This is a genomic window from Corynebacterium occultum (assembly GCF_009734425.1).
GTDB lineage: Bacteria > Actinomycetota > Actinomycetes > Mycobacteriales > Mycobacteriaceae > Corynebacterium > Corynebacterium occultum.
Window position 1 is genome coordinate 2,446,182 of the sequence record NZ_CP046455.1, and the last position, 21,346, is coordinate 2,467,527.

Below are 21,346 nucleotides of genomic sequence, written 5' to 3' on the forward strand. Positions count from 1 at the left end.
GAGGGACATCCTGCAAATGAATTTAAAGAGACTGTTAATTGCCTCCCGATTAGCGGGACACTGTGCAAACGATTGTGTATCTTAAGTCACAGTAACTGCCTGAGGAACAGAAAAATCACCGCTGGAGCAGCATCGCTGCGGAGTAGCTTCCCTCGATTTCCCCAGGGCATTTCCCCTCACACGGAAAGGTATAAGCGGATGCAAGCGTTATCCGATCTCTTTGGCGATTTGGCCTCCATTGTTTGGGGACCTTTTCTCCTCATTCCCCTGTTGCTCGGCACCGGCGCCTATCTGACGTTCCGGCTCGGTTTCCTCCAGTTCCGCACTCTCGGCCGCGCCATGCGCCATGCCTTCTTTGACGGCAGTGAAGGCGAGGAATCCAAGGGCGACATCTCCAACTACCAGGCCCTGACCACCGCCTTGGCCGCCACCGTGGGTGTGGGCAATATCGTCGGTGTGGCCACCGCGCTGAGCATCGGTGGCCCGGGTGCCCTCTTCTGGATCTGGGTGACCGGCCTGCTGGGCATGGCCTCGAAGTACACCGAGGCCTACCTGGGTGTCCGCTTCCGCACCACCGACTCAAAGGGTGAGCAGGTCGGCGGCCCCCAGGAGTACCTCAAGCGGGGCATCAAGGGCCCCCTGGGTAAGTTCCTGGCCTACTTCTTCACCATCGCCGCCATCATCGCCTCCTTCGGCATCGGCAACATGACCCAGTCCAACGCGGTCTCCTCCGGCATGGAGACCACCTTCGGTGTCAGCCCCTTCCTCACCGGCTCGATCCTCTTCGTCGGTATCGGTGCCGTGCTGCTGGGTGGTATCAAGGCGATCGGTAAGGTCACCGCCGCTTTCGTCCCGATGATGATCGTCATCTACGTGGTCTCCGGCATCGTCGTCCTGATCATCCTGGCCGAGGACATCCCCGCTGCCCTGGCACTGATCTTCACCGATGCCTTCACCGGCACCGCCGCCACCGGTGGTTTCATCGGCTCCGGCATCATGATGGCGATCCAGTTCGGTGTCGCCCGCGGTATCTTCTCCAATGAGTCCGGCATGGGTTCCGCCGCCATCGCCGCCGCCGCCGCGAAGACTTCCCACCCGGTGCGTCAGGGCCTGGTCTCGATGACCCAGACCTTCATCGACACCATCATCGTCGTCTCCATCACCGGTCTGGTGATCATCACCACCGGCGTCTGGGACCTGGGTCCGGACCGCGCGGGTGGCATGACCGCCGTGGCCTTCAGCCAGGGGCTGCCCGGAGAATGGGGTGGCACCATCGTCGCCCTCTCCGTGGTCTTCTTCGCCTTCTCCACCATCATCGGCTGGTCCTACTACGGGGAACGCAATGTGGTCTCCCTCCTGGGTCGACGCTGGTCGCTGCCCTACCGCATCCTCTTCACCATCTTCGTGTTCATCGGCGCCACCACCGAGCTGACCATGGTCTGGAACTTCTCGGACCTGGCCAACGGCCTGATGGCCCTGCCGAACCTGATCGGCCTGCTGATCCTCTCCGGCTTCGTCGCCAAGGAAACCAAGGCCTACCTCAAGTTCGATCCGAAGCTTCGCGCCAGCGAGGCCGAGGTCATCCGCTTCCGTGAACAACAGCAGATGGTCTGGCAATAATCTCTGTCGGGAATGATCCGGGAAGTCCTGAACATCGGGTCCGGTGCCGCATATGGGGCGGCACCGGGCCCGATTTGTTTTGCCGGGGGTGTGAAGGTGCGGGAGCGGTGTCCCCTGGTCTGGTCACCCCCTGGGGAGATCAGGCCGGCGCTTATCGACGCCGCGGTGTACACCCCCTGGCTATCTGTCTCGGCACTCTTCTGGGTTGGGGTCTGAACCGGGGATAGGGTTGGGGTGGCAAGGACGCCGCAGCGATCCCAGGAGGATTCCCCGCCATGTCCCAACCCCATCCGCCCACACCTCGCCGTCCCCGTCGCCGCCTCCGCCTGGGTGTCATCCTGCTCAGCCTGCTGCTGGTGCTGCTCCTGGTGGACAAGGGCCGAGTTCTCTTCTTCCCGCCACCACAGGTGGGCCACTGGTCCTCGCCTGAGGCACAGCAGGACTATGAAAGCTCCTACCGCGAACTGCTCGCGGGGCTGCCGGAAGCGGAGTCCCGTCTGGTGGACACCGATTTCGGTGCGGTCCATGTCCTGGTCTGGGAGAGCGAGAACCCCGCTCCCCCGTTGCTGCTCCTGCCCGGGCACAGTTCCGGGGCCCCGATGTGGGCGGAGAACCTGCCTGATTTCATCGGCCAGCGCAGCATCATCGCCCCTGACCCGCTGGGGGATGCCGGTTTCTCCAGCCAGAAACTCCCCCTGAACTCCCCGGCGGATCAGGGAATCTGGATCAGCCAGGTGCTCCAGGCCATGACGGTGGAAGAGGTGCATGTCCTGGGGCATAGTTTCGGGGGTGCCAACGCCGCACACTTCGCGCTACAGCATCCCGAACAGATCGCCTCGCTGACCTTGCTGGAACCGGTGATGATCATCGAGAGGCTGCCTGTCTCGGCTTTCTTCTGGGCCACCCTCACCCAACTTCCCGTGCCCCAGTCCTGGCGGGACCGTGCCCTGGCTGAAATTGGCGGCACCACCGTGGAAGAGGTGCAGAAAAGAACCCCCATGTCAGAGATGATCGATGCCGCCGCCAGTGGTTACCGCACCGCACTACCCACCCCGGGCAGGCTCTCTGATGAGCAGTGGCGCAGCATCCAGGTGCCGCTGCGGGTGGATATCGCCGGGACCTCCTCCCTGGCGGGTGGGCAGGAGGGCCTCGAACGGCTGGAAGCCCTGCTCCCTGAGGGAGAGTTCGGTTACTGGCCGGAGGCCACCCATTCCCTGCCCATGGATGAGCGGGCGGCACTCAGCCCCGTGCTGCTGGAGTTCTGGGAGCGGCACGACTGAGGCGACATCCCCGGGGAGGGGGCGTCGATAAGCACGGCAGCACACAACGAAACTCCCCGCCAGCCGCACCTTTAAGGAGGCGCGGCCCGACGGGGAGTGTCGCGGCAGGGGTTGTTATTCGTCGGTGATGGCATCCAGCGGTGGGGTGCTGGCTGCGCGCTGCGCCGGCCAGATGGCGGCGAGGATACCCACCACCAGGGAACCGAGGAAGATCCAGCCGATGTTGTCCCAGGGGATGGTCACCGAGCTCAGTCCCTCCCCGGCCAGCACCGTGACGAAGGACCAGCCGAGGAAGAGACCGATCAATACACCCATGAGCGCGCCGAAGAGGGCGATCTGGACCGCCTCCAGGGTGATCATGGTGCGCACCTGCGCGCGCTGGCTGCCCACCGCGCGGAGCATACCGATCTCCTGACGTCGTTCAATCACATTCAGGGTCAGGGTGTTGACGATACCGAGCACCGCGATGATCACCGCCAGGGCCAGCAGGGCGTAGAGGATGTTGAGCATCAGATCGATCGCCTGGGTGGACTGCCCGGAGATCTCCTGGCTGTCCATCACCTGCACCACGATGAAGTCATTGACCGCATTCTCCAGGTTCTCCCGCAGCTGCTCAGTGTCCACGCTGCCGTCGCCGAGCACACCGATATTCATCAGCTGCTGGGCCTCCGCAGGCAACATGCTGTCCGCCAGGCTCTGGCTGACGAACATGCCGCCCAGGGTGAAGTTCGGTTCGAAGATGGCGCGCACCTGCGTCTCCACCGGATCCGGGGAGACCGGGGAGGTCACCGAGACGGTGTCACCGACCTCCCAGCCGTTCTCGGCGGCGAAGTTGGAGTCCACCGCCACGCCTTCGGTGCCGTTCATGTCGAGCTCACCGTCGACGAGCACGGTCTGGATGATCGCGGAGATATCTCCCCCGACCACATTGGTCGAACCCACCCCGCCGGGGCCGTAGGTGGCCTGATCCTCAACGTAGATCGGGGCCATGCCCAGGGTGGCCACCTCACCCACACCTTCAGTCTCACGGACCACGTCCAGGGCCTCCAGAGGCACCGGGAAACTACCGTTGGTGGGACCCGCCAGGAAATAATCCGCCTGGTAGTCCTCCTCGATCATGTCGGAGATCGAGGACTTCATGGTGTCACCCAGCATGCCGATCGAGGTCACCAGGGCAACCCCCAGGGTCAGGGCGAAGGCGGTGGTGGCGGTGCGTCGCGGGCTGCGACGGGAGTTGGTGGCAGCCAGCTTGCCGACGGCCCCGAAGGGCGCGCCGATCACCTTTCCGATGCCCGGTACCACCGGCAGGGACATGGCCGGGCCGGCCAGGAAGAAACCGGTGATCACACCGAGGGCACCCACCCCGACCAGACTTGCCCGGGTGCCGGTGGCGGCCTCCTCCATCAGGACCGCGCCGATCGCGGCGGCCGCACCGATCAGGATGAGCAGAACACCGATGAGGGTGCGTCCCTTGAGGGAGGAACCGGCCGCGGTTTCGGTGGTGCGCATGGCCTCCACCGGTTGCACCGCACCTGCCCGACGGGCGGGGGCCCAAGCGGAGAGCACGGTGACCACGGTGCCCAGCAGGATGGGCACGATCACGGAGGTCGGGGTCAGACCCAGGCCGGAATCCGGCAGCTCCAGGTCGAAGAAGGCGAGTGCCGCCTTGATGCCCTGAACCATGCCCAGACCGACCACCACGCCGATGGCGGAACCGATGACACCGACGAGCAGAGCCTCGAAAACCACCGAGCGGGTGATCTGCTTGCGGGCGGCACCCAGGGCGCGCAGCAAGGCGAACTCCTTGGTGCGCTGGGCGACAATCATGGAGAAGGTGTTGGCGATGAGGAAGGTGCCCACCAGCAGGGCCACCAGTCCGAAGGCCACCAGGAAGTAGTTGATGAAGCTCAGCGCCATCTCCATCATCTGGCTGGCATCCGCGGCGAGCTTCTCACCGGTCTCCACGGTGACACCCCCCAGCTCCCCGCGCAGCTGATCAACCAGCTGGGTCGGTTCCACACCGGCCACGGCCGCAACCGCGATATCGGGCAGGTTCGCCCCATCGCTGTAGCGCTCCAGGTAGTCCGCCTCAGCCATGGCGAGGCTGATGCTCGGGCCGGAGTCGACGGCGGGACGGAAGATACCGGAGACGGTGACCGTGTTGCGCTGGACCGGGTCAACCACCAGGAGTTCGGTGCCGACGCTGATGTCGAATTTCTCAGCCGCCACATCATTGATCAGGATCTCATCCCCACCCTGTGGGGCGTTGCCCTCGAGGATCCCGGCACCCTCAACCACGGAGTCTGCCGGGTCGTACCAGATACCGACCGAGGAGGGGATGCCCGCGGTCTGGATGGTGTTGCCCTCGGTGTCCGCCAGGACCACGGAGGTAGAGGCGGAGAAGTTGAGCTTCTCGATGTCGGGATTGCCCAGCAGGGACTGGTGCACCTCGGGGGTGATGCCCATGACGCCGGCCTCACGGTCCGGGCTGACCACCGCGTCCACTCCCTCATAGGCGCTGGAGACCGCCGAGGTGAAGGTGTTCGAGAGAGCGTTGGTGAACATGAAGGCACCCGAGATGAAGGCGGTGCCCAATACCACCGCGATGACGGTGAGCGCCATCCTGAGTTTATGGGCCGAGAGACTGCGGAGGCTCACTTTCCGCATGGTGGTGTCCTTGGCCATCAGTTCTTGCGCTCGATTCCGGCCATGGTGTCCAGGATGGTGTTGATCTCCGGGTCGCGGAGTTCATTGACGATCTCCCCGTCTGCCAGGAAGATGACGCGGTCCGCATAGGAGGCGGCCTTGGCGTCGTGGGTGACGATCACCACGGTCTGATTGTCCTCATCAACGGCGGTGCGCAGAATATTCAGCACCTCACGGGAGGAGTTGGAGTCGAGGTTACCGGTGGGCTCATCGCCGAAGATGATCTCCGGGCGGGACACCAGGGCCCGGGCACAGGCCACACGTTGCTGCTGACCACCGGACAGCTCCGCGGGGCGGTGCGTCAGTCGCTGGCTCAGCCCCAGACGATCCGTGATGGAGTCGAACCATGCCGCATCGACCTTGCGGCCGGCGATATCGGTGGGCAGGGTGATGTTCTCCCGGGCGGTGAGGGTGGGCACCAGGTTGAAGGACTGGAAGATGAAGCCCAGACGGTCACGCCGGAGGTTGGTCATCTCACGGTCCTTCAGGGTGGACAGGTCGGTGTCACCGATGAAGGCCTGGCCGGAGGTCGCGGAATCCAGACCTGCCATGCAGTGCATCAGGGTGGATTTGCCGGAACCGGAGGGCCCCATGATGGCGGTAAACTCATTACGCACGAATTCGACATTCACACTCTTGAGTGCCGTGACCCCGGTATCTCCGGCACCGTACTGCTTGTGCAGGTTCACCGCGCGGGCAGCTGCCTCCCCGGTGAGCGGGGTTGTTCCGGTGTTCGGGCGCTGCTCTGACTCTGGCATGTGAAGATGTCTCCTTTGGAAGATGTCTGGATGGGTCCAGCTGGGTTCGGACCTGAAATGCTGCCTATTAAATTATCCCACAGTGTACATTTCGGATATCAGGGGATACCCGGATCTTTGCGCAGCTGAAGGGCTGTTCCTGTATTTTCGATCACATACTCATGCTCTGCCATAGACTGGCTACATGACTAAGCAGCCCAACTCCCCTATCGGGGATGACACACCTGATATCAAACCCCGCTCCCGGGATGTTACCGACGGTCTTGAATCCACCGCCTCCCGCGGCATGCTCCGCGCCGTGGGCATGGGTGACGAGGACTGGGTCAAGCCTCAGATCGGCGTGGCCTCCTCCTGGAATGAGATCACCCCCTGCAACCTGACCCTGAAGAAACTCGCTGAGTTCGCCAAGCAAGGCGTGCACGCCGCCGGTGGCTATCCCCTCGAGTTCGGCACCATCTCCGTCTCTGACGGCATTTCCATGGGACATGAGGGCATGCATTACTCCCTGGTTTCCCGTGAAGTGATCGCCGACTCCGTGGAGACGGTCATGTCCGCGGAGCGCCTCGACGGTTCCGTGCTCCTGGCAGGTTGCGATAAGTCCATCCCCGGCATGTTGATGGCCGCCGCCCGCCTCGACCTCTCCAGTGTCTTCCTCTACAACGGTTCCACAATGCCCGGCACCGCCCGCTTCGAGGACGGCAGCGAGAAGGAGGTCACGCTTATCGACGCCTTCGAGGCGGTCGGTGCGTGCCGGGCCGGCAATATGTCGGAAAAGGATGTGGATGCCATCGAGCGTGCCGTCTGCCCCGGTGAAGGTGCCTGTGGTGGCATGTACACCGCCAACACCATGGCTTCTGCCGCGGAAGCCATGGGCATGTCCCTGCCGGGCTCTGCCGCTCCCCCCGCCATCCACCGCAACCGCACCGAGTACGCCCGCAAGTCCGGCGAGGCGGTCTTCGGTCTCCTGGAGAAGGGCATCACCGCACGGGACATCATCACCCGTGAATCCCTGCTCAACGCCGTCGCCGTGGTGATGGCCCTGGGCGGCTCCACCAACGCCGTGCTGCACCTCCTGGCCATCGCCAAGGAGGCGGAGGTGGAGCTGAGCCTGGAGGACTTCAACGAGGTCTCCGACAAGGTTCCCCACCTGGCCAACCTCAAACCCTTCGGCGAATACGTGATGAATGACGTCTTCAAGATCGGTGGCATCCCGGTGGTCATGAAGGCGCTTCTCGACGCCGGGCTCATCAACGGGGACTGCATCACCGTCACCGGCAAGACAGTCGCCGAGAACCTGGCGGGCATCAACCCCCCGGACCCGGACGGCAAGATCCTGCGTGCCCTGGACAACCCCATCCACCGCAGTGGTGGACTCTCCATCCTCAAGGGCAGTCTCGCTCCGGAGGGCGCGGTGGTCAAGACCGCCGGTTTCGACGCCGATGTCTTCGAGGGCACCGCCCGCGTCTTCGAGCGCGAGCAGCCCGCCATGGATGCCGTCCTGAATGGGGAACTCAAGAAGGGTGATGTGGTGATCATCCGCTATGAAGGGCCCAAAGGTGGGCCCGGCATGCGTGAGATGCTGGCGATCACCGGCGCCATCAAGGGTGCCGGCATCGGCAAGGATGTTCTGCTGATCACCGACGGCCGCTTCTCCGGCGGCTCCACCGGACTGGTCATCGGCCATGTTTCCCCGGAGGCCGTGGATGGCGGTCCCATCGCCTTCGTTCAGGATGGCGACCCCATCCGGGTCAGCATCCCGGAGCGCAGCATCAACGTCGACATCTCTGAGGAAGAGATGGCGAAGCGCAGGGCGGCATGGCAGGTCCCCGAGAACCCCCGTCTGCACGGGGTGCTCGGCAAGTACGCCAAGCTGGTGCAGTCCGCCTCCCTGGGCGCAGTAACCACCTAGGCCCCCTCCCCCACCAGGACGGGAAGTCAGTTTCCCGTCCTGGTGGGGGGTGTCCCAGGTTTTTGTGGGATACGAAAAAAGAGGTAGGCCCCGGGAAGAGAAACCATGTTCTCTTCCCGGGGCCTACCCCTTATTTTTTCTTGCATGAAGTTAAAGGTTGGCAGCGACCTACTCTCCCACACCCTCCCAGGTGCAGTACCATCAGCGCGAACGGGCTTAGCTTCCGGGTTCGGAAAGGGACCGGGCGTGACCCCGCCGCAATAAACCACCAACACACTCAAACAACACGAACCAACCACACCCCACCACACAGGGGGATGCGTGTCGTGTCAGACACTGCACAGTGGACGCGAAGCAACCCTCAAGATCACTCGTTACAAGTTACGCACAACCACCAACCCCAAGGGCCAGCAGATATATGTGTGTTATCGGTAAATTAGTACCGGTCACCTCCACACCTTACGATGCGTCCAGATCCGGCCTATCAACCCCATAATCTATAGGGAACCTCAAAAGAAACCTCATCTCAAAACAGGCTTCCCGCTTAGATGCTTTCAGCGGTTATCCCTCCCGTACGTAGCCAACCAGCCCTGCCCCTGGCGGAACAACTGGCACACTAGAGGTACGTCCGTCCCGGTCCTCTCGTACTAGGGACAGCCTTCTTCAAGTTTCAACGCGCACGGCGGATAGAGACCGAACTGTCTCACGACGTTCTAAACCCAGCTCGCGTGCCGCTTTAATGGGCGAACAGCCCAACCCTTGGGACCTACTCCAGCCCCAGGATGCGACGAGCCGACATCGAGGTGCCAAACCATCCCGTCGATATGGACTCTTGGGGAAGATCAGCCTGTTATCCCCGGGGTACCTTTTATCCGTTGAGCGACACCACATCCACAAGTAGGTGCCGGATCACTAGTCCCGACTTTCGTCCCTGTTCGAGCTGTCACTCTCACAGTCAAGCTCCCTTGTGCACTTACACTCACCACCTGATTACCAACCAGGCTGAGGAAACCTTTGGGCGCCTCCGTTACCATTTAGGAGGCAACCGCCCCAGTTAAACTACCCACCAGGCACTGTCCCCAACCCAGATCATGGGCCAAAGTTAGATGTTCAATCCGATCAGAGTGGTATTTCAACAACGACTCCCACACAACTAGCGTCATGTGATCTAAGTCTCCCACCTATCCTACACAAACCGAACCGAACACCAATACCAAGCTATAGTGAAGGTCCCGGGGTCTTTTCGTCCTGCCGCGCGTAACGAGCATCTTTACTCGTACTGCAATTTCACCGGGCCTGTGGTTGAGACAGCAGGGAAGTCGTTACGCCATTCGTGCAGGTCGGAACTTACCCGACAAGGAATTTCGCTACCTTAGGATGGTTATAGTTACCACCGCCGTTTACTGGGGCTTAAATTCTCAGCTTCGCCCATAAATGAGCTAACCGGTCCTCTTAACCTTCCAGCACCGGGCAGGCGTCAGTCCGTATACCTCAACTTAAACGTTTTCGCACGGACCTGTGTTTTTAATAAACAGTCGCTTCCCTCTATTCTCTGCGACCACAACCAGCTCAAGGTGTAAAACCCGTCACCAGCCATGGCCCCCCTTCTCCCGAAGTTACGGGGGCATTTTGCCGAGTTCCTTAACCACAGTTCACCCGAACGCCTTAGTATTCTCTACCTGACTACCTGTGTCGGTTTAGGGTACGGGCCGAATGTGCACTCGCTAGAGGCTTTTCTCGACAGTACAGGATCACCAACATCACCCCGAAGGGCTACGCATCACGCCTCACACACCTGGGCCGGCGGATTTACCTACCAACCCGTGCTACACGCTTACACCACAATCCAATAAGTGGCTCGGCTACCTCACTGCGTCACCCCATCACTTAGCTACTACCAGCTCAGGCTCCACGCACGCCCCGACAGACACCATCAAAGATGACATCCGAAGGATTATGGGTGGTTAGTATCACTGATTCACCATGGGCGCACACACTCGGGTACGGGAATATCAACCCGTTATCCATCGACTACGCCTGACGGCCTCGCCTTAGGCCCCGACTCACCCTGGGAAGACGAACTTGACCCAGGAACCCTTAGTCATCCGGCGGATGAGATTCTCACTCATCAATTCGTTACTCATGCCTGCATTCTCACTCGCACACAGTCCACACCCGGTCACCCAAGCGCTTCACCCCGTGCACGACGCTCCCCTACCCAATAATATAAATATCATTGCCGCGGCTTCGGCGGTGTACTTGAGCCCCACTACATTGTCGGCGCAGAACCACTCGACCAGTGAGCTATTACGCACTCTTTCAAGGATGGCTGCTTCTAAGCCAACCTCCTGGCTGTCTTCGCGATCCCACATCCTTTTCCACTTAGTACACCCTTAGGGGCCTTAACCGGCGATCTGGGCTGTTTCCCTCTCGACTATGAAGCTTATCCCCCACAGTCTCACTGCTGCGCTAACTTAAACCGGCATTCGGAGTTTGGCTGACATTGCTAAGATTGTAGTCCCGCTCAACCAACCAGTAGCTCTACCTCCGGCAAGCACCACACAACGCTGCACCTAAATGCATTTCGGGGAGAACCAGCTATCACGGAGTTTGATTGGCCTTTCACCCCTACCCACAACTCATCCCCTCAGTTTTCAACCTAAGTGGGTTCGCGCCTCCACGACGTCTTACCATCGCTTCACACTGGCCATGGGTAGATCACCCCGCTTCGGGTCCAGGACATGCCACTAAAACACACTAGTTAGTATTCGCTTTCGCTACGACTACCCCACTCAACGGGTTAACCTCGCGACATGCCGCTGACTCGCAGGCTCATTCTTCAAAAGGCACGCCATCACCTATTACAGCTCTGACGGATTGTAAGCACACGGTTTCAGGTACTATTTCACTCCCCTCCCGGGGTACTTTTCACCATTCCCTCACGGTACTAATCCGCTATCGGTCATACTGAGTATTCAGGCTTACCGGGTGGTCCCGGCAGATTCACAGCAGATTCCACGAGCCCGCTGCTACTCGGGACATAAACAACAAGAAACACAGTGTCTTCACGTACGGGACTCTCACCCTCTCCGGCAGGTCATCCCAAACCACTTCCGCTAACACCGTGCACCCTGCGCCCGGCTGGTAGACCAGACACGCTTAAATCCCACAACCCCCACAATGCAACCCCTACCAGGTATCACACATCACAGGTTTAGCCACTAATCCATTTTCGCTCGCCGCTACTCACGGAATCACTATTGTTTTCTTTTCCTGCGGGTACTGAGATGTTTCACTTCCCCGCGTAACCCCCACAACCACTATGAATTCATGGAAGGGTGACCGCCCATAACGACAGCCGGGTTTCCCCATTCGGACATCCTCGGATCAACGCTTAGTTGGCAACTCCCCGAGGCATAACGCAGCCTCTCACGTCCTTCATCGGCTCAGTATGCCAAGGCATCCACCGTGTGCCCTTAAAAAACACACACAAAACTTCTATCACGACAAGGTCGCGATGAAATTGCTTACTTACAACAAGAATAAAGATGCTCGCGTCCACTATACAGTTCTCACACAACACACCACCCACCACCACACACCCCACCCGAAGACGAGACACCTGATACGTAGATGATCAGTCACGGAACAAAAATGTTGTCCCAGACACCCAACAGCATGCCACCCCACCACCGTCAGACAGTGAGTTATCTTTTGCTCATCGACCACGCATCCAAGCGTGGGGAATCATATCCACCCGATTAAAATGCCGGCGGGCCAACAAACGTGACCACCAACCGGTGTACCCCACCCACACAGTGGATGAAAGGATTTTCTAAAGCTCCTTAGAAAGGAGGTGATCCAGCCGCACCTTCCGGTACGGCTACCTTGTTACGACTTCGTCCCAATCGCCGATCCCACCTTCGACAGCTCCCCCCTTACGGTTGGGCCACTGGCTTCGGGTGTTACCAACTTTCATGACGTGACGGGCGGTGTGTACAAGGCCCGGGAACGTATTCACCGCAGCGTTGCTGATCTGCGATTACTAGCGACTCCGACTTCATGGGGTCGAGTTGCAGACCCCAATCCGAACTGAGGCCGGCTTTGAAGGATTAGCTTACCCTCACGGGTTCGCGACCTGCTGTACCGACCATTGTAGCATGTGTGAAGCCCTGGACATAAGGGGCATGATGATTTGACGTCATCCCCACCTTCCTCCGAGTTGACCCCGGCAGTTTCTCATGAGTCCCCACCATAACGTGCTGGCAACATAAGACAAGGGTTGCGCTCGTTGCGGGACTTAACCCAACATCTCACGACACGAGCTGACGACAACCATGCACCACCTGTGAACCAGCCACAAGGGAAGACGTATCTCTACGCCGATCTGGTCCATGTCAAGCCCAGGTAAGGTTCTTCGCGTTGCATCGAATTAATCCACATGCTCCGCCGCTTGTGCGGGCCCCCGTCAATTCCTTTGAGTTTTAGCCTTGCGGCCGTACTCCCCAGGCGGGGCGCTTAATGCGTTAGCTACGGCACAGAAGACGTGGAAGTCCCCTACACCTAGCGCCCACCGTTTACGGCATGGACTACCAGGGTATCTAATCCTGTTCGCTACCCATGCTTTCGCTCCTCAGCGTCAGTTACTGCCCAGAGACCTGCCTTCGCCATTGGTGTTCCTCCTGATATCTGCGCATATCACCGCTACACCAGGAATTCCAGTCTCCCCTACAGCACTCAAGTTATGCCCGTATCGCCTGCACGCCCGGAGTTAAGCCCCGGAATTTCACAGACGACGCGACAAACCACCTACGAGCTCTTTACGCCCAGTAATTCCGGACAACGCTCGCACCCTACGTATTACCGCGGCTGCTGGCACGTAGTTAGCCGGTGCTTCTTATCCAGGTACCGTCACCTTGCGGCTTCGTCCCTGGCGAAAGGAGTTTACAACCCGAAGGCCTTCATCCCCCACGCGGCGTCGCTGCATCAGGCTTCCGCCCATTGTGCAATATTCCCCACTGCTGCCTCCCGTAGGAGTCTGGGCCGTATCTCAGTCCCAATGTGGCCGTCCACCCTCTCAGGCCGGCTACCCGTCGACGCCTTGGTAGGCCATTACCCCACCAACAAGCTGATAGGCCGCGAGCTCATCCCACACCGAAAAATCTTTCCACCACACCTCCACGATGCGGTCCTATCCGGTATTAGACCCAGTTTCCCAGGCTTATCCCGAAGTGCGGGGCAGATCACCCACGTGTTACTCACCCGTTCGCCACTCGAGTACCCCCGAAGGAGCCTTTCCGTTCGACTTGCATGTGTTAAGCACGCCGCCAGCGTTCGTCCTGAGCCAGGATCAAACTCTCCATAAAAGACAACCAACACCCCGAAGGACGCCGATCAATCAGACTGAAAAGCCCGACAACCTGACAAACAAACCACGACCCACCCCCCACAAAGAGGAACAGGCCACTGGCAATTCATCCAAAAAATTACTGATCAACCATCAGACCCCCCCTTCCCTGACGGGGAAAAACAAACGGGGATCCGACATAAAAACTTAGTCAACCATACCGACTGACCCCACCCCGAAAGATGCGGCCCATGATTTACAGTGCAAGCAACGATCTCTCACACCCGGTATGACCCGACCCACCACACCCAAACCGGATGCAGGCAGGCCACGACAAACAAAAAATAAAATGGCACACTATTGAGTTCTCACACAACACAACCACACCACCCACACCCACCACCACACAGTGACAGTCAATGAGGATCCCTGCAGCTCGTTAATTATCCCGCCAACGAAGAATGTTTTCCTACCGCCACACGAGGAACACACTGTGCTCCGGGGCGTTGTCGGTCTCGCTGACTCACATAAAGTTACACACCCACCCGAGAAAACACAAAACCACTGCTCAAAGGATCAATCCCCGCGACAATGACTTTCACGTCATCATCACGGGGATGCGTTGTGGGCAGTTCTGGCATTCCCAAGGGGCCCGCAAGGAGCGGCTCCCCTATCTACTTATGGGTGACTCGTCGGATATCTGCACCGAGCTTCTGGAGGTTCTCCACGAAGTACGGGTAGCCACGATCAATGTGATAGACATCGTGCACCCGAGTTTCATCATCAGCGACCAGTGCGGCAAGCACCAGTCCAGCGCCGGCGCGAATATCAGAGCTCCACACCTCTGTAGAGGAGAGCTCCTCTATTCCCCGGATGACCACATGGTGGCCGTCGACGGTGGCGTCGGCACCGAGCCGTGCCATCTCATCCACGAAACGGAAGCGGGATTCGAAGACATTCTCGGTGATCACGCTCATCCCCTCAGCAATGGAGGCGATACCGATCGCCATGGGCTGCAGGTCGGTGGGAAATCCCGGGAAAGGCAGGGTCTGATAGTCCACCGCCAGGGGACGCTGGTTCATCTGCACACGGAAACCATTGGCGAAGGTCTCCACCTCAGCTCCGGCGACCTTGAGCTTTTCCAGCGCCAGGTGCAGATGGGTCGGAGAGATTCCACCGACAGTGATATCTCCACGAGTCATGGCTGCGGCATAGGCCCAGGTGCCGGCCACAATGCGATCCCCGATGACCTCATGTTCGGTCGGGTGCAGCTTTTCCACACCGGTGATGGTGATGGTGCTGGTACCCGCCCCTTCCACCTGGGCACCCATGGAGTTGAGCATGTTGCAGAGGTCGATGATCTCGGGTTCGCGAGCAGCGTTATCCAGGACAGTGGTGCCCTGGGCCATGACCGAGGCGGTGAGAATATTCTCGGTGGCGCCGACCGAGGGGAAATCCAGGGAGATATTGGCACCGACCAGCTGATCAACTTCCGCAACCACGGCACCATGCTGGATCCGGGTGCTGGCTCCGAGCTTCTCCAGACCGGTCTGGTGCATATCCAGCGGCCGGGTTCCGATGGCATCACCACCGGGGAGAGCCACCACCGCTCTGCCGCAGCGCGCAGTGAGTGGGCCAAGCACACAGACCGAGGCGCGGAACTGCCGGACCGCATCGAAGTCGGCTTCACTCTTGATCGTCTGTGGCACCGTGATCCGGACAACCGGCCCCTCAAGCTCAACCTCACAGCCGAGCCCTTCGAGCACTTTCTGCATCAGCGGGACATCAAGGATCTCCGGACAGTTGCTCAGTGTGGTGGTTCCTTCAGCGAGGAGCGCCGCCGCCATCAGCTTGAGAACGCTGTTCTTGGCACCGTCGACCTTCACCGAGCCCTGCAGGCGGGCTCCGCCTTTAACCAGAAAACTTTCCTTCACGGTTCCTCAGCGTAGCGGTTTTGGCACGGCGGAGGGAGCGGAAGCGCAATGTCCCGGAAATACAAAAAACGACCCGGAGAATTTTCCGGGTCGTTTCAGGTTTTGATCAGCCAGGATCAGGGCAGTGCGCCAATACGCCGGGCTGCATTAACCGCCTCATAGCGGGTATGTGCTCCAAGCTTGCGCATCACCGAGCGCAGGTAGCTCTTCACGGTCTCCGCACCGATGCCCATTTCCTCGGCGGCCTCGACATTGGTGTGCCCCAGGGCCACACAGGAGAGCACATCGAGTTCGCGGGCAGAGAGCTTGGTTGACTGCTTGACCCGGACCGGGCTGACCATCTGGTCACAGAGAACCTCAAGTTCCTTACGCAGGGACTCATCGTCAACCCGGTTAGCGAGCATGCGGAGCTTGGAGTGGGTGGAGCGAACCTGCTCCCACTCGGCGCCGTTCATGACACGCCCCTGCTTATTCGCGCCGGCGCGGCCACCTTCGGTACGACGCAGCGCGGAGTTCACCGCCAGATCCTGTTCAAGGGAGCGGGCTGTCATGGTGACTTCCTCAATGACCTTGTCACCGAGCCGCACCGGAGAGTGGACACCGACATAGAGCACGCCGCGAATCTCACGCTGGACGATCACCGGCACCGCGACGATGGAGTGAAGTCCCTCATCCTGAATCGCTCGGTCATACTCGTGACTGATCACGCTGGCACGCGTGTAGTCACTGACACCCACCGGACGGCGGGTTGAGACCACACGCCCACCGACACCCACACCCGGTTCAAGGATCAGGTTATGAAGAGCCGGGGTACGAAGACCCACCCACTGAGTGATCTGGAGACGATTGTCTGCCAACAGGCTGGCGTACATGGTCACCGGAATACCCGTGGCGGTCTTCAGGGAGGTCAATGCCACCCGGATAGCCTCTTCATCTTCATTCATGCGCTGAGAATCCACCGTTACCATCCTGCTTTACACCCTTCTAGGTGTAACCACTGCTACACCCCTTTGGGAGCTGAAATCACTAATAAGTGTGAAGTATATAGCTTCAACGGGGGTAAGCGAAACCGGTACCGGGCATGTTGTCGGCCAACTAATTAATTAATAGATACACAAAATGTGGAATTGAGGCCCCCCACCGGCACAAATGATAGCCAGCGCCCAAGTCCCTCCCAGCTTTTTAGCAGGTTGAAATGTTATGAGGGTTACAGGAACCGCCGGACACCCCGTTCAGACTGCAAACGTTTCCACAAATTGGGATCTAGGCCGCCAACCCCGGATTCCACAAAAACCCATCCGGAAACCAACACCGGGCCAGAGACCCCACCCCTATCCCGGTCAGTCTGCCAGTTTCATACCATGCTGTCTAGTTTGGTGGTGTACTATGACTCCTTGTTGGGTGAGATCACAGGAGCGATCCGTAGGCCGGGACACCTCGACCCGGGGCGCAACAGTGGTCCCCCAGGAAAAATCCGTTGAATTCTCAACACCCGATATAAAAGGAGCATCACCAAGATGGGCAAGATCTACGGCAACATCACCGAAACCATCGGCCGCACCCCGCTGGTTCGACTGAACGGGATCACCGAGGGCCTCAAGGCAGAGGTCCTGGTTAAGATCGAATCCTTCAACCCCGCCAACAGTGTCAAGGACCGCATCGGCCTGGCCATCATCAACGCCGCTGAGGAGTCCGGCGAGCTGAAGCCTGGTGGCACCCTCGTCGAGGCCACCTCCGGTAACACCGGTATCGCCCTGGCCCTCGTCGGCGCTGCCCGCGGTTACAACGTCGTGCTGACCATGCCGGAAACCATGTCCAATGAGCGTCGCGTCATGCTGCGCGCCTATGGTGCCGAGATCGTCCTGACCCCGGGTGCCGCCGGCATGCAGGGCGCCAAGGACAAGGCTGATGAGATCGTCGCTGAGCGTGAGGGGGCCATCCTGGCCCGCCAGTTCGAGAACGAGGCCAACCCGGCCATCCACCGCGCCACCACCGCTGAGGAGATCTGGGAGGACACCGAGGGCAAGATTGACCTCTTTGTCGCAGGTGTAGGCACCGGCGGCACCGTCACCGGTGTCGGCCAGGTCCTCAAGGAGCGCAAGCCGGACGTGAAGATCTACGCCGTTGAGCCCGAAGCTTCCCCGCTGCTGACTTCCGGCAAGGCTGGCCCGCACAAGATCCAGGGCCTGGGCGCCAACTTCATCCCGGAGGTCCTGGACCGCAAGATCCTCGACGACGTCCTGCTGGTCTCCAACGAGGACGCCATCGCCACTTCCCGCGAGCTGGGCGTCAAGGACGGCATCCTGGGCGGCATCTCCACCGGCGCCAACGTCAAGGCAGCCCTGGAACTGGCCAAGCTCCCGGAGAACGAGGGCAAGACCATCGTCACTGTCGTCTGCGACTACGGTGAGCGCTACGTCTCCACCATCCTCTACGAGGATATCCGCGACTAGTCTGCGGTTAACTCCCCCACATCGGGGATAAATGAACGCCCGTCGTGTCAGCCCATGCTGGCACGGCGGGCGTTTCTGCATCCCTGGTCCTCGGCGCCCTCCCCACCCTCCCCGGCAGCGGGGGCCGTCGATAAGCGGGGCTTTGAATCTAAATGTTCCCAGGGTCACACAGGAAAGTTAAGGCACTGCTAAACTTCCTTTCCATGTACAGCGTGTTGAAAACCATCCGCGAAGATCTGGCGAATGCCCGTGACCATGACCCGGCAGCACGCGGTGACGTGGAAAACGCCATCGTCTACTCCGGCCTCCACGCCATCTGGGCGCATCGCGTCGCCCACTGGCTCTGGGTACGAGGTGCGAAGGGCCCAGCGCGCATCCTCGCCCAGCTGACCCGGTTCCTCACCGGCATTGAGATTCATCCTGGTGCCACCATCGGCCGTCGTTTCTTCATCGACCACGGCATGGGGATCGTCATCGGCGAAACCGCTGAGATCGGTGAGGGTGTCATGCTTTACCACGGTGTGACACTCGGTGGTCAGGTGCTGACCCAGACGAAGCGCCATCCCACCCTGGAGGACAATGTCACCGTCGGCGCCGGCGCCAAGGTGCTCGGCCCCATCACCATCGGTGCAGGTTCCGCCATCGGCGCCAACGCCGTGGTGACCAAGGATGTACCCGCGAACCACATCGCCACCGGCATCCCGGCGAAGAACCGCCCCCGTGGCAAGGACGAGAAGATCAAACTGGTCGACCCGGACTATTACGTCATTTAATTCAGCCCTCCCCTCAGAGCACAACACCCGGTAGCCAGAAATCACCTGGCTGCCGGGTGTTGTCATTTCCCCGGGATGACGCCCCCGGGGATAAGCGCTAGACCGCCAGGTCGCGGTAGTCCTCGTTCTTGTTGAGGAAGTGCTCGACGGCGGAGCAGCTGGGACGGATCTTCAGGTTCTGCTCACGGGTGTCATCAAGGGCGAACTTGATCAGCGGGGAGGACAGCCCCTGGCCACGGAAGGCCGGATCAACAACAGTGTGGTCGAAGTCCCGGACCCCCTCGCTGGGGACGTAGGAGGCGAAGCCCGCCTCCTGCCCATCAACCTCGAGGACATAGCGGTTCTGCTCGGCTTCGTGACGGATGGTGCGGTTTTGCTCGGACATGTTTCTGCTCCTTGAATAAGGTCTTCAGATCACTGTCCATCCAGTATGCATCCTCCCCCGCCCCTCCGGTAGGGCAAGCAGCTGAACAACCCACCTTTTCCTGGGCGATCCCCGGGCTGTTAAGAGGACATTGCCGGTGTCGACGGTGGCAATCCACCCCAACATCCGCACAGGCCAGAAAAGAGAAAACACCCTCTCCCGGAGGAGAGGGTGTTGACTGTGGCCAGAGCCAGGATCGAACTGGCGACCTTCCACTTTTCAGGCGGACGCTCTACCAACTGAGCTATCTGGCCGGAAATCATCACTGAGGATAATCTCAGCGACCCTGACGGGACTTGAACCCGCGACCTCCGCCGTGACAGGGCGGCGCGCTAACCAACTGCGCCACAGGGCCTTAACCATTGCTCAGGAGCTTGTCCCTCGCAACGAGATGTAACTATACATAGATCATTCAATTAAGGACAAATCGCCAGTTCAACGCCATAATCCAACCTTAACGAGAGGCGCCCTGAGCGACCCGTCCGAAGGTGCTGTCACCAACTCGGGATGCGGGGCCCCTCCGCCCCGGACCCGACCCTGGGACAGCGCCCCCATAAAAGGCTCTCAGCCTCCACATGGATGGCGGTCAACCCCGTCTCGCCACCCCAGAATTAACCGCCAAAGGAAACCCTGAGTCACAGGCAGAAAATTAAATAGCATCCCCCACTGCAGGTAGCGCACTAACCTCAACGATATGCGACCCGACCGGCACCACCTCATTCCGGACCTCCTCTTGATCCTGGTGGGTCTAGGGGGATGGTTCCTCTTCTTCTCCTTAGTTGAGATGGATTTCTTTGACTGGATGGATGCGAATCTGCCCATCTGGGCCGTTTTCCCCATCTTCACGCTCATGATGGGCGGTGTCTTCATCGGAGTTGCTGCCCTGGCCTTCTCGGCGCTCTTCGACGCCGGAAAGTGGTGGGTCCAGGTTCTACTGATCGCCGCCGGAGTCGGCTTCCACCAGCTGGCACAGTGGTGGTTCTGGGCGGATCGGGGCCAGCCGATCATCTTCCACCCCGGCTACCTCCTGGTGTTCCTGGGGTACGCGGCGATCTTCTCAGGGGTTGTCTCGCTGGTGTGGGGACTGGTGCGTCGCTCACCGGTGACCCGCCCGGGCCCCGGACGCCGCTTCCTGGTGTTCGGGAGGTGGCTGCGCCGGTTCTGGCCCCTGCTGGCGCTCATCGCGCTGGGGGTGGGGATCTGGGTGGGCGTGTCCAACTGGTGGGAGTCCCGCCCCGATCCGGTCCTGCGCAGTATCAGCGGGCAGGGGTCCGCTGCCACCGATCTCTCCTCCCACTATGAAGGAAATTGGGACACCTGGGAGATAGTGTGTCCCAGCGAGTACCCCCAGTTCTCGCCGGATGAAATGGGGATCATGCTCGTCGGCCCGGGCGATCAACATGAGCTCCACCGCTATCCTCGGGATCGCCTGGATGGCTGCACACAGGATGTCGATCCCGGCCCTCATCCCGCAGACCAGCACATGCTCACCGAGGGCACGGAGCCGGCGGTCATCGTGGACCGTTTGTCCCGCACCTCCTGAGGGATATGCGCCTCAGGATCCTGGCGCCCCACAGAATGGGCCTGGCCATGACAAAACACGCAGTCCCCACAATCCGAAGTGGATTGTGGGGACTGCGTTTAACTGCGACCCTGACGGGACTTGAACCCGCGACCTCCGCCGTGACAGGGCGGCGCGCTAACCAACTGCGCCACAGGGCCTTATTCATTTCGAGAACCCACCAAAGTGGATCTTCGTACTCCCAACGGGATTCGAACCCGTGTCGCCGCCGTGAAAGGGCGGTGTCCTAGGCCCCTAGACGATGGGAGCTCGCTTAGAACGAACCAACTGGGTTGGCTGCACTCGGCTGGATAGAAATATACTTCAGAGTCAGCAGAAGCACAAAATCGCCCCCTGAACATGGGTTTTTCTCCCACCCCACATCCAGCCGCAACCCTGGGACGACAGGGTGCCGGACATGCTCTCCGTGGAGCCCCTCTCCCCGTCCCCAACTTCAGCCACCCTCGCCCTGACTCACTGTCCCACCACCCACACTCCCCTACTCCAAAATACCTCCCTAGGGTATAATTACCAGCACCTATGTTCCATCATCCGCTGCCGATTTTTCGGCCACCCACCGA

Annotated in this window: 11 protein-coding genes, 4 tRNA genes and 3 rRNA genes; 6 read left to right on the forward strand and 12 right to left on the reverse strand. The window is 60.2% G+C overall.

Annotation, left to right across the window (positions count from 1 at the left end; genetic code table 11):
* Window positions 1-198 precede the first annotated feature (198 nt).
* Together COCCU_RS11265 and COCCU_RS11270 are read left to right on the forward strand one after the other, a co-directional pair.
* A complete protein-coding gene (locus COCCU_RS11265; protein ID WP_156231586.1) occupies window positions 199-1,620 on the forward strand; it encodes an alanine/glycine:cation symporter family protein in 1,422 nt (473 codons plus the stop codon).
* Between the two features lie 275 nt (window positions 1,621-1,895).
* Window positions 1,896-2,900, forward strand: coding sequence for an alpha/beta fold hydrolase (locus COCCU_RS11270; protein ID WP_156231587.1), 1,005 nt, complete (start codon window positions 1,896-1,898; stop codon window positions 2,898-2,900).
* A 114-nt stretch (window positions 2,901-3,014) separates the two neighbouring features.
* Here the strand turns inward: COCCU_RS11270 and COCCU_RS11275 are convergent, their stop codons facing one another.
* Together COCCU_RS11275 and COCCU_RS11280 are read right to left on the reverse strand one after the other, a co-directional pair.
* Complete coding sequence (locus COCCU_RS11275; protein WP_231598758.1) at window positions 3,015-5,567, reverse strand: ABC transporter permease; 2,553 nt, start codon at window positions 5,565-5,567, stop codon at window positions 3,015-3,017.
* 17 nt (window positions 5,568-5,584) lie between these two features.
* A complete protein-coding gene (locus COCCU_RS11280) occupies window positions 5,585-6,364 on the reverse strand; it encodes an ABC transporter ATP-binding protein (protein ID WP_156231589.1) in 780 nt (259 codons plus the stop codon).
* Window positions 6,365-6,548: 184 nt separating this feature from the next.
* Between COCCU_RS11280 and ilvD the strand changes: the two genes are divergently transcribed.
* Window positions 6,549-8,273 (forward strand): dihydroxy-acid dehydratase, encoded by a 1,725-nt coding sequence (gene ilvD / locus COCCU_RS11285; protein ID WP_156231590.1) that lies wholly within the window; start codon window positions 6,549-6,551, stop codon window positions 8,271-8,273.
* Window positions 8,274-8,428: 155 nt separating this feature from the next.
* On the opposite strand, the gene rrf is transcribed toward ilvD, so the two are convergent.
* The 5 genes from rrf to ramA form a co-directional block, all read right to left on the reverse strand.
* Window positions 8,429-8,546, reverse strand: a 5S ribosomal RNA gene (rrf, locus tag COCCU_RS11290).
* 142 nt (window positions 8,547-8,688) lie between these two features.
* Window positions 8,689-11,763 (reverse strand): 23S ribosomal RNA (locus COCCU_RS11295).
* A 359-nt stretch (window positions 11,764-12,122) separates the two neighbouring features.
* A 16S ribosomal RNA gene (locus tag COCCU_RS11300) occupies window positions 12,123-13,639 on the reverse strand.
* The 16S, 23S and 5S rRNA genes sit together here, the layout of an rRNA operon.
* Before the next feature lie 655 nt (window positions 13,640-14,294).
* Complete coding sequence (gene murA / locus COCCU_RS11305) at window positions 14,295-15,554, reverse strand: UDP-N-acetylglucosamine 1-carboxyvinyltransferase (protein WP_156231591.1); 1,260 nt, start codon at window positions 15,552-15,554, stop codon at window positions 14,295-14,297.
* A gap of 116 nt (window positions 15,555-15,670) precedes the next feature.
* A complete protein-coding gene (ramA, locus tag COCCU_RS11310; protein ID WP_407924141.1) occupies window positions 15,671-16,498 on the reverse strand; it encodes an acetate metabolism transcriptional regulator RamA in 828 nt (275 codons plus the stop codon).
* 573 nt (window positions 16,499-17,071) lie between these two features.
* On the opposite strand from ramA, the gene cysK reads away from it, so the two are divergent.
* Window positions 17,072-18,007 carry a cysteine synthase A gene (gene cysK, locus COCCU_RS11315; protein ID WP_156231593.1) on the forward strand — a complete coding sequence of 312 codons (936 nt, stop codon included), beginning with the start codon at window positions 17,072-17,074 and terminating at the stop codon, window positions 18,005-18,007.
* Between the two features lie 203 nt (window positions 18,008-18,210).
* Entirely contained in the window at window positions 18,211-18,780 is a 570-nt protein-coding gene (epsC, locus tag COCCU_RS11320; protein WP_156231594.1) for a serine O-acetyltransferase EpsC, read from the forward strand.
* A gap of 97 nt (window positions 18,781-18,877) precedes the next feature.
* On the opposite strand, the gene COCCU_RS11325 is transcribed toward epsC, so the two are convergent.
* From COCCU_RS11325 to COCCU_RS11335, 3 genes are all read right to left on the reverse strand, one after another.
* Window positions 18,878-19,165: a GNAT family N-acetyltransferase gene (locus tag COCCU_RS11325; protein WP_156231595.1), complete on the reverse strand. Its 288-nt coding sequence runs from the start codon at window positions 19,163-19,165 to the stop codon at window positions 18,878-18,880.
* Window positions 19,166-19,385: 220 nt separating this feature from the next.
* A tRNA-Phe gene (locus COCCU_RS11330) sits at window positions 19,386-19,458 on the reverse strand.
* 27 nt (window positions 19,459-19,485) lie between these two features.
* Window positions 19,486-19,559 (reverse strand) — tRNA-Asp (locus COCCU_RS11335).
* Window positions 19,560-19,898: 339 nt separating this feature from the next.
* Between COCCU_RS11335 and COCCU_RS11340 the strand changes: the two genes are divergently transcribed.
* Window positions 19,899-20,747 (forward strand): hypothetical protein, encoded by an 849-nt coding sequence (locus COCCU_RS11340; protein WP_156231596.1) that lies wholly within the window; start codon window positions 19,899-19,901, stop codon window positions 20,745-20,747.
* A 105-nt stretch (window positions 20,748-20,852) separates the two neighbouring features.
* Here COCCU_RS11340 and COCCU_RS11345 read toward each other — a convergent pair.
* Together COCCU_RS11345 and COCCU_RS11350 are read right to left on the reverse strand one after the other, a co-directional pair.
* Window positions 20,853-20,926, reverse strand: a tRNA-Asp gene (locus COCCU_RS11345).
* 36 nt (window positions 20,927-20,962) lie between these two features.
* Window positions 20,963-21,035 (reverse strand) — tRNA-Glu (locus COCCU_RS11350).
* Window positions 21,036-21,346: the final 311 nt, after the last annotated feature.

Coding starts and splice junctions, on each gene's coding strand:
- COCCU_RS11325 (WP_156231595.1), bottom strand. CDS start 19,165: ATGTCCGAGCAAAACCGCACCATCCGTCACGAAGCCGAGCAGAACCGC.
- COCCU_RS11275 (WP_231598758.1), bottom strand. CDS start 5,567: ATGCGGAAAGTGAGCCTCCGCAGTCTCTCGGCCCATAAACTCAGGATG.
- epsC (WP_156231594.1), top strand. CDS start 18,211: ATGTACAGCGTGTTGAAAACCATCCGCGAAGATCTGGCGAATGCCCGT.
- ilvD (WP_156231590.1), top strand. CDS start 6,549: ATGACTAAGCAGCCCAACTCCCCTATCGGGGATGACACACCTGATATC.
- cysK (WP_156231593.1), top strand. CDS start 17,072: ATGGGCAAGATCTACGGCAACATCACCGAAACCATCGGCCGCACCCCG.
- COCCU_RS11265 (WP_156231586.1), top strand. CDS start 199: ATGCAAGCGTTATCCGATCTCTTTGGCGATTTGGCCTCCATTGTTTGG.
- COCCU_RS11270 (WP_156231587.1), top strand. CDS start 1,896: ATGTCCCAACCCCATCCGCCCACACCTCGCCGTCCCCGTCGCCGCCTC.
- COCCU_RS11280 (WP_156231589.1), bottom strand. CDS start 6,364: ATGCCAGAGTCAGAGCAGCGCCCGAACACCGGAACAACCCCGCTCACC.
- ramA (WP_407924141.1), bottom strand. CDS start 16,498: ATGAATGAAGATGAAGAGGCTATCCGGGTGGCATTGACCTCCCTGAAG.
- COCCU_RS11340 (WP_156231596.1), top strand. CDS start 19,899: ATGCGACCCGACCGGCACCACCTCATTCCGGACCTCCTCTTGATCCTG.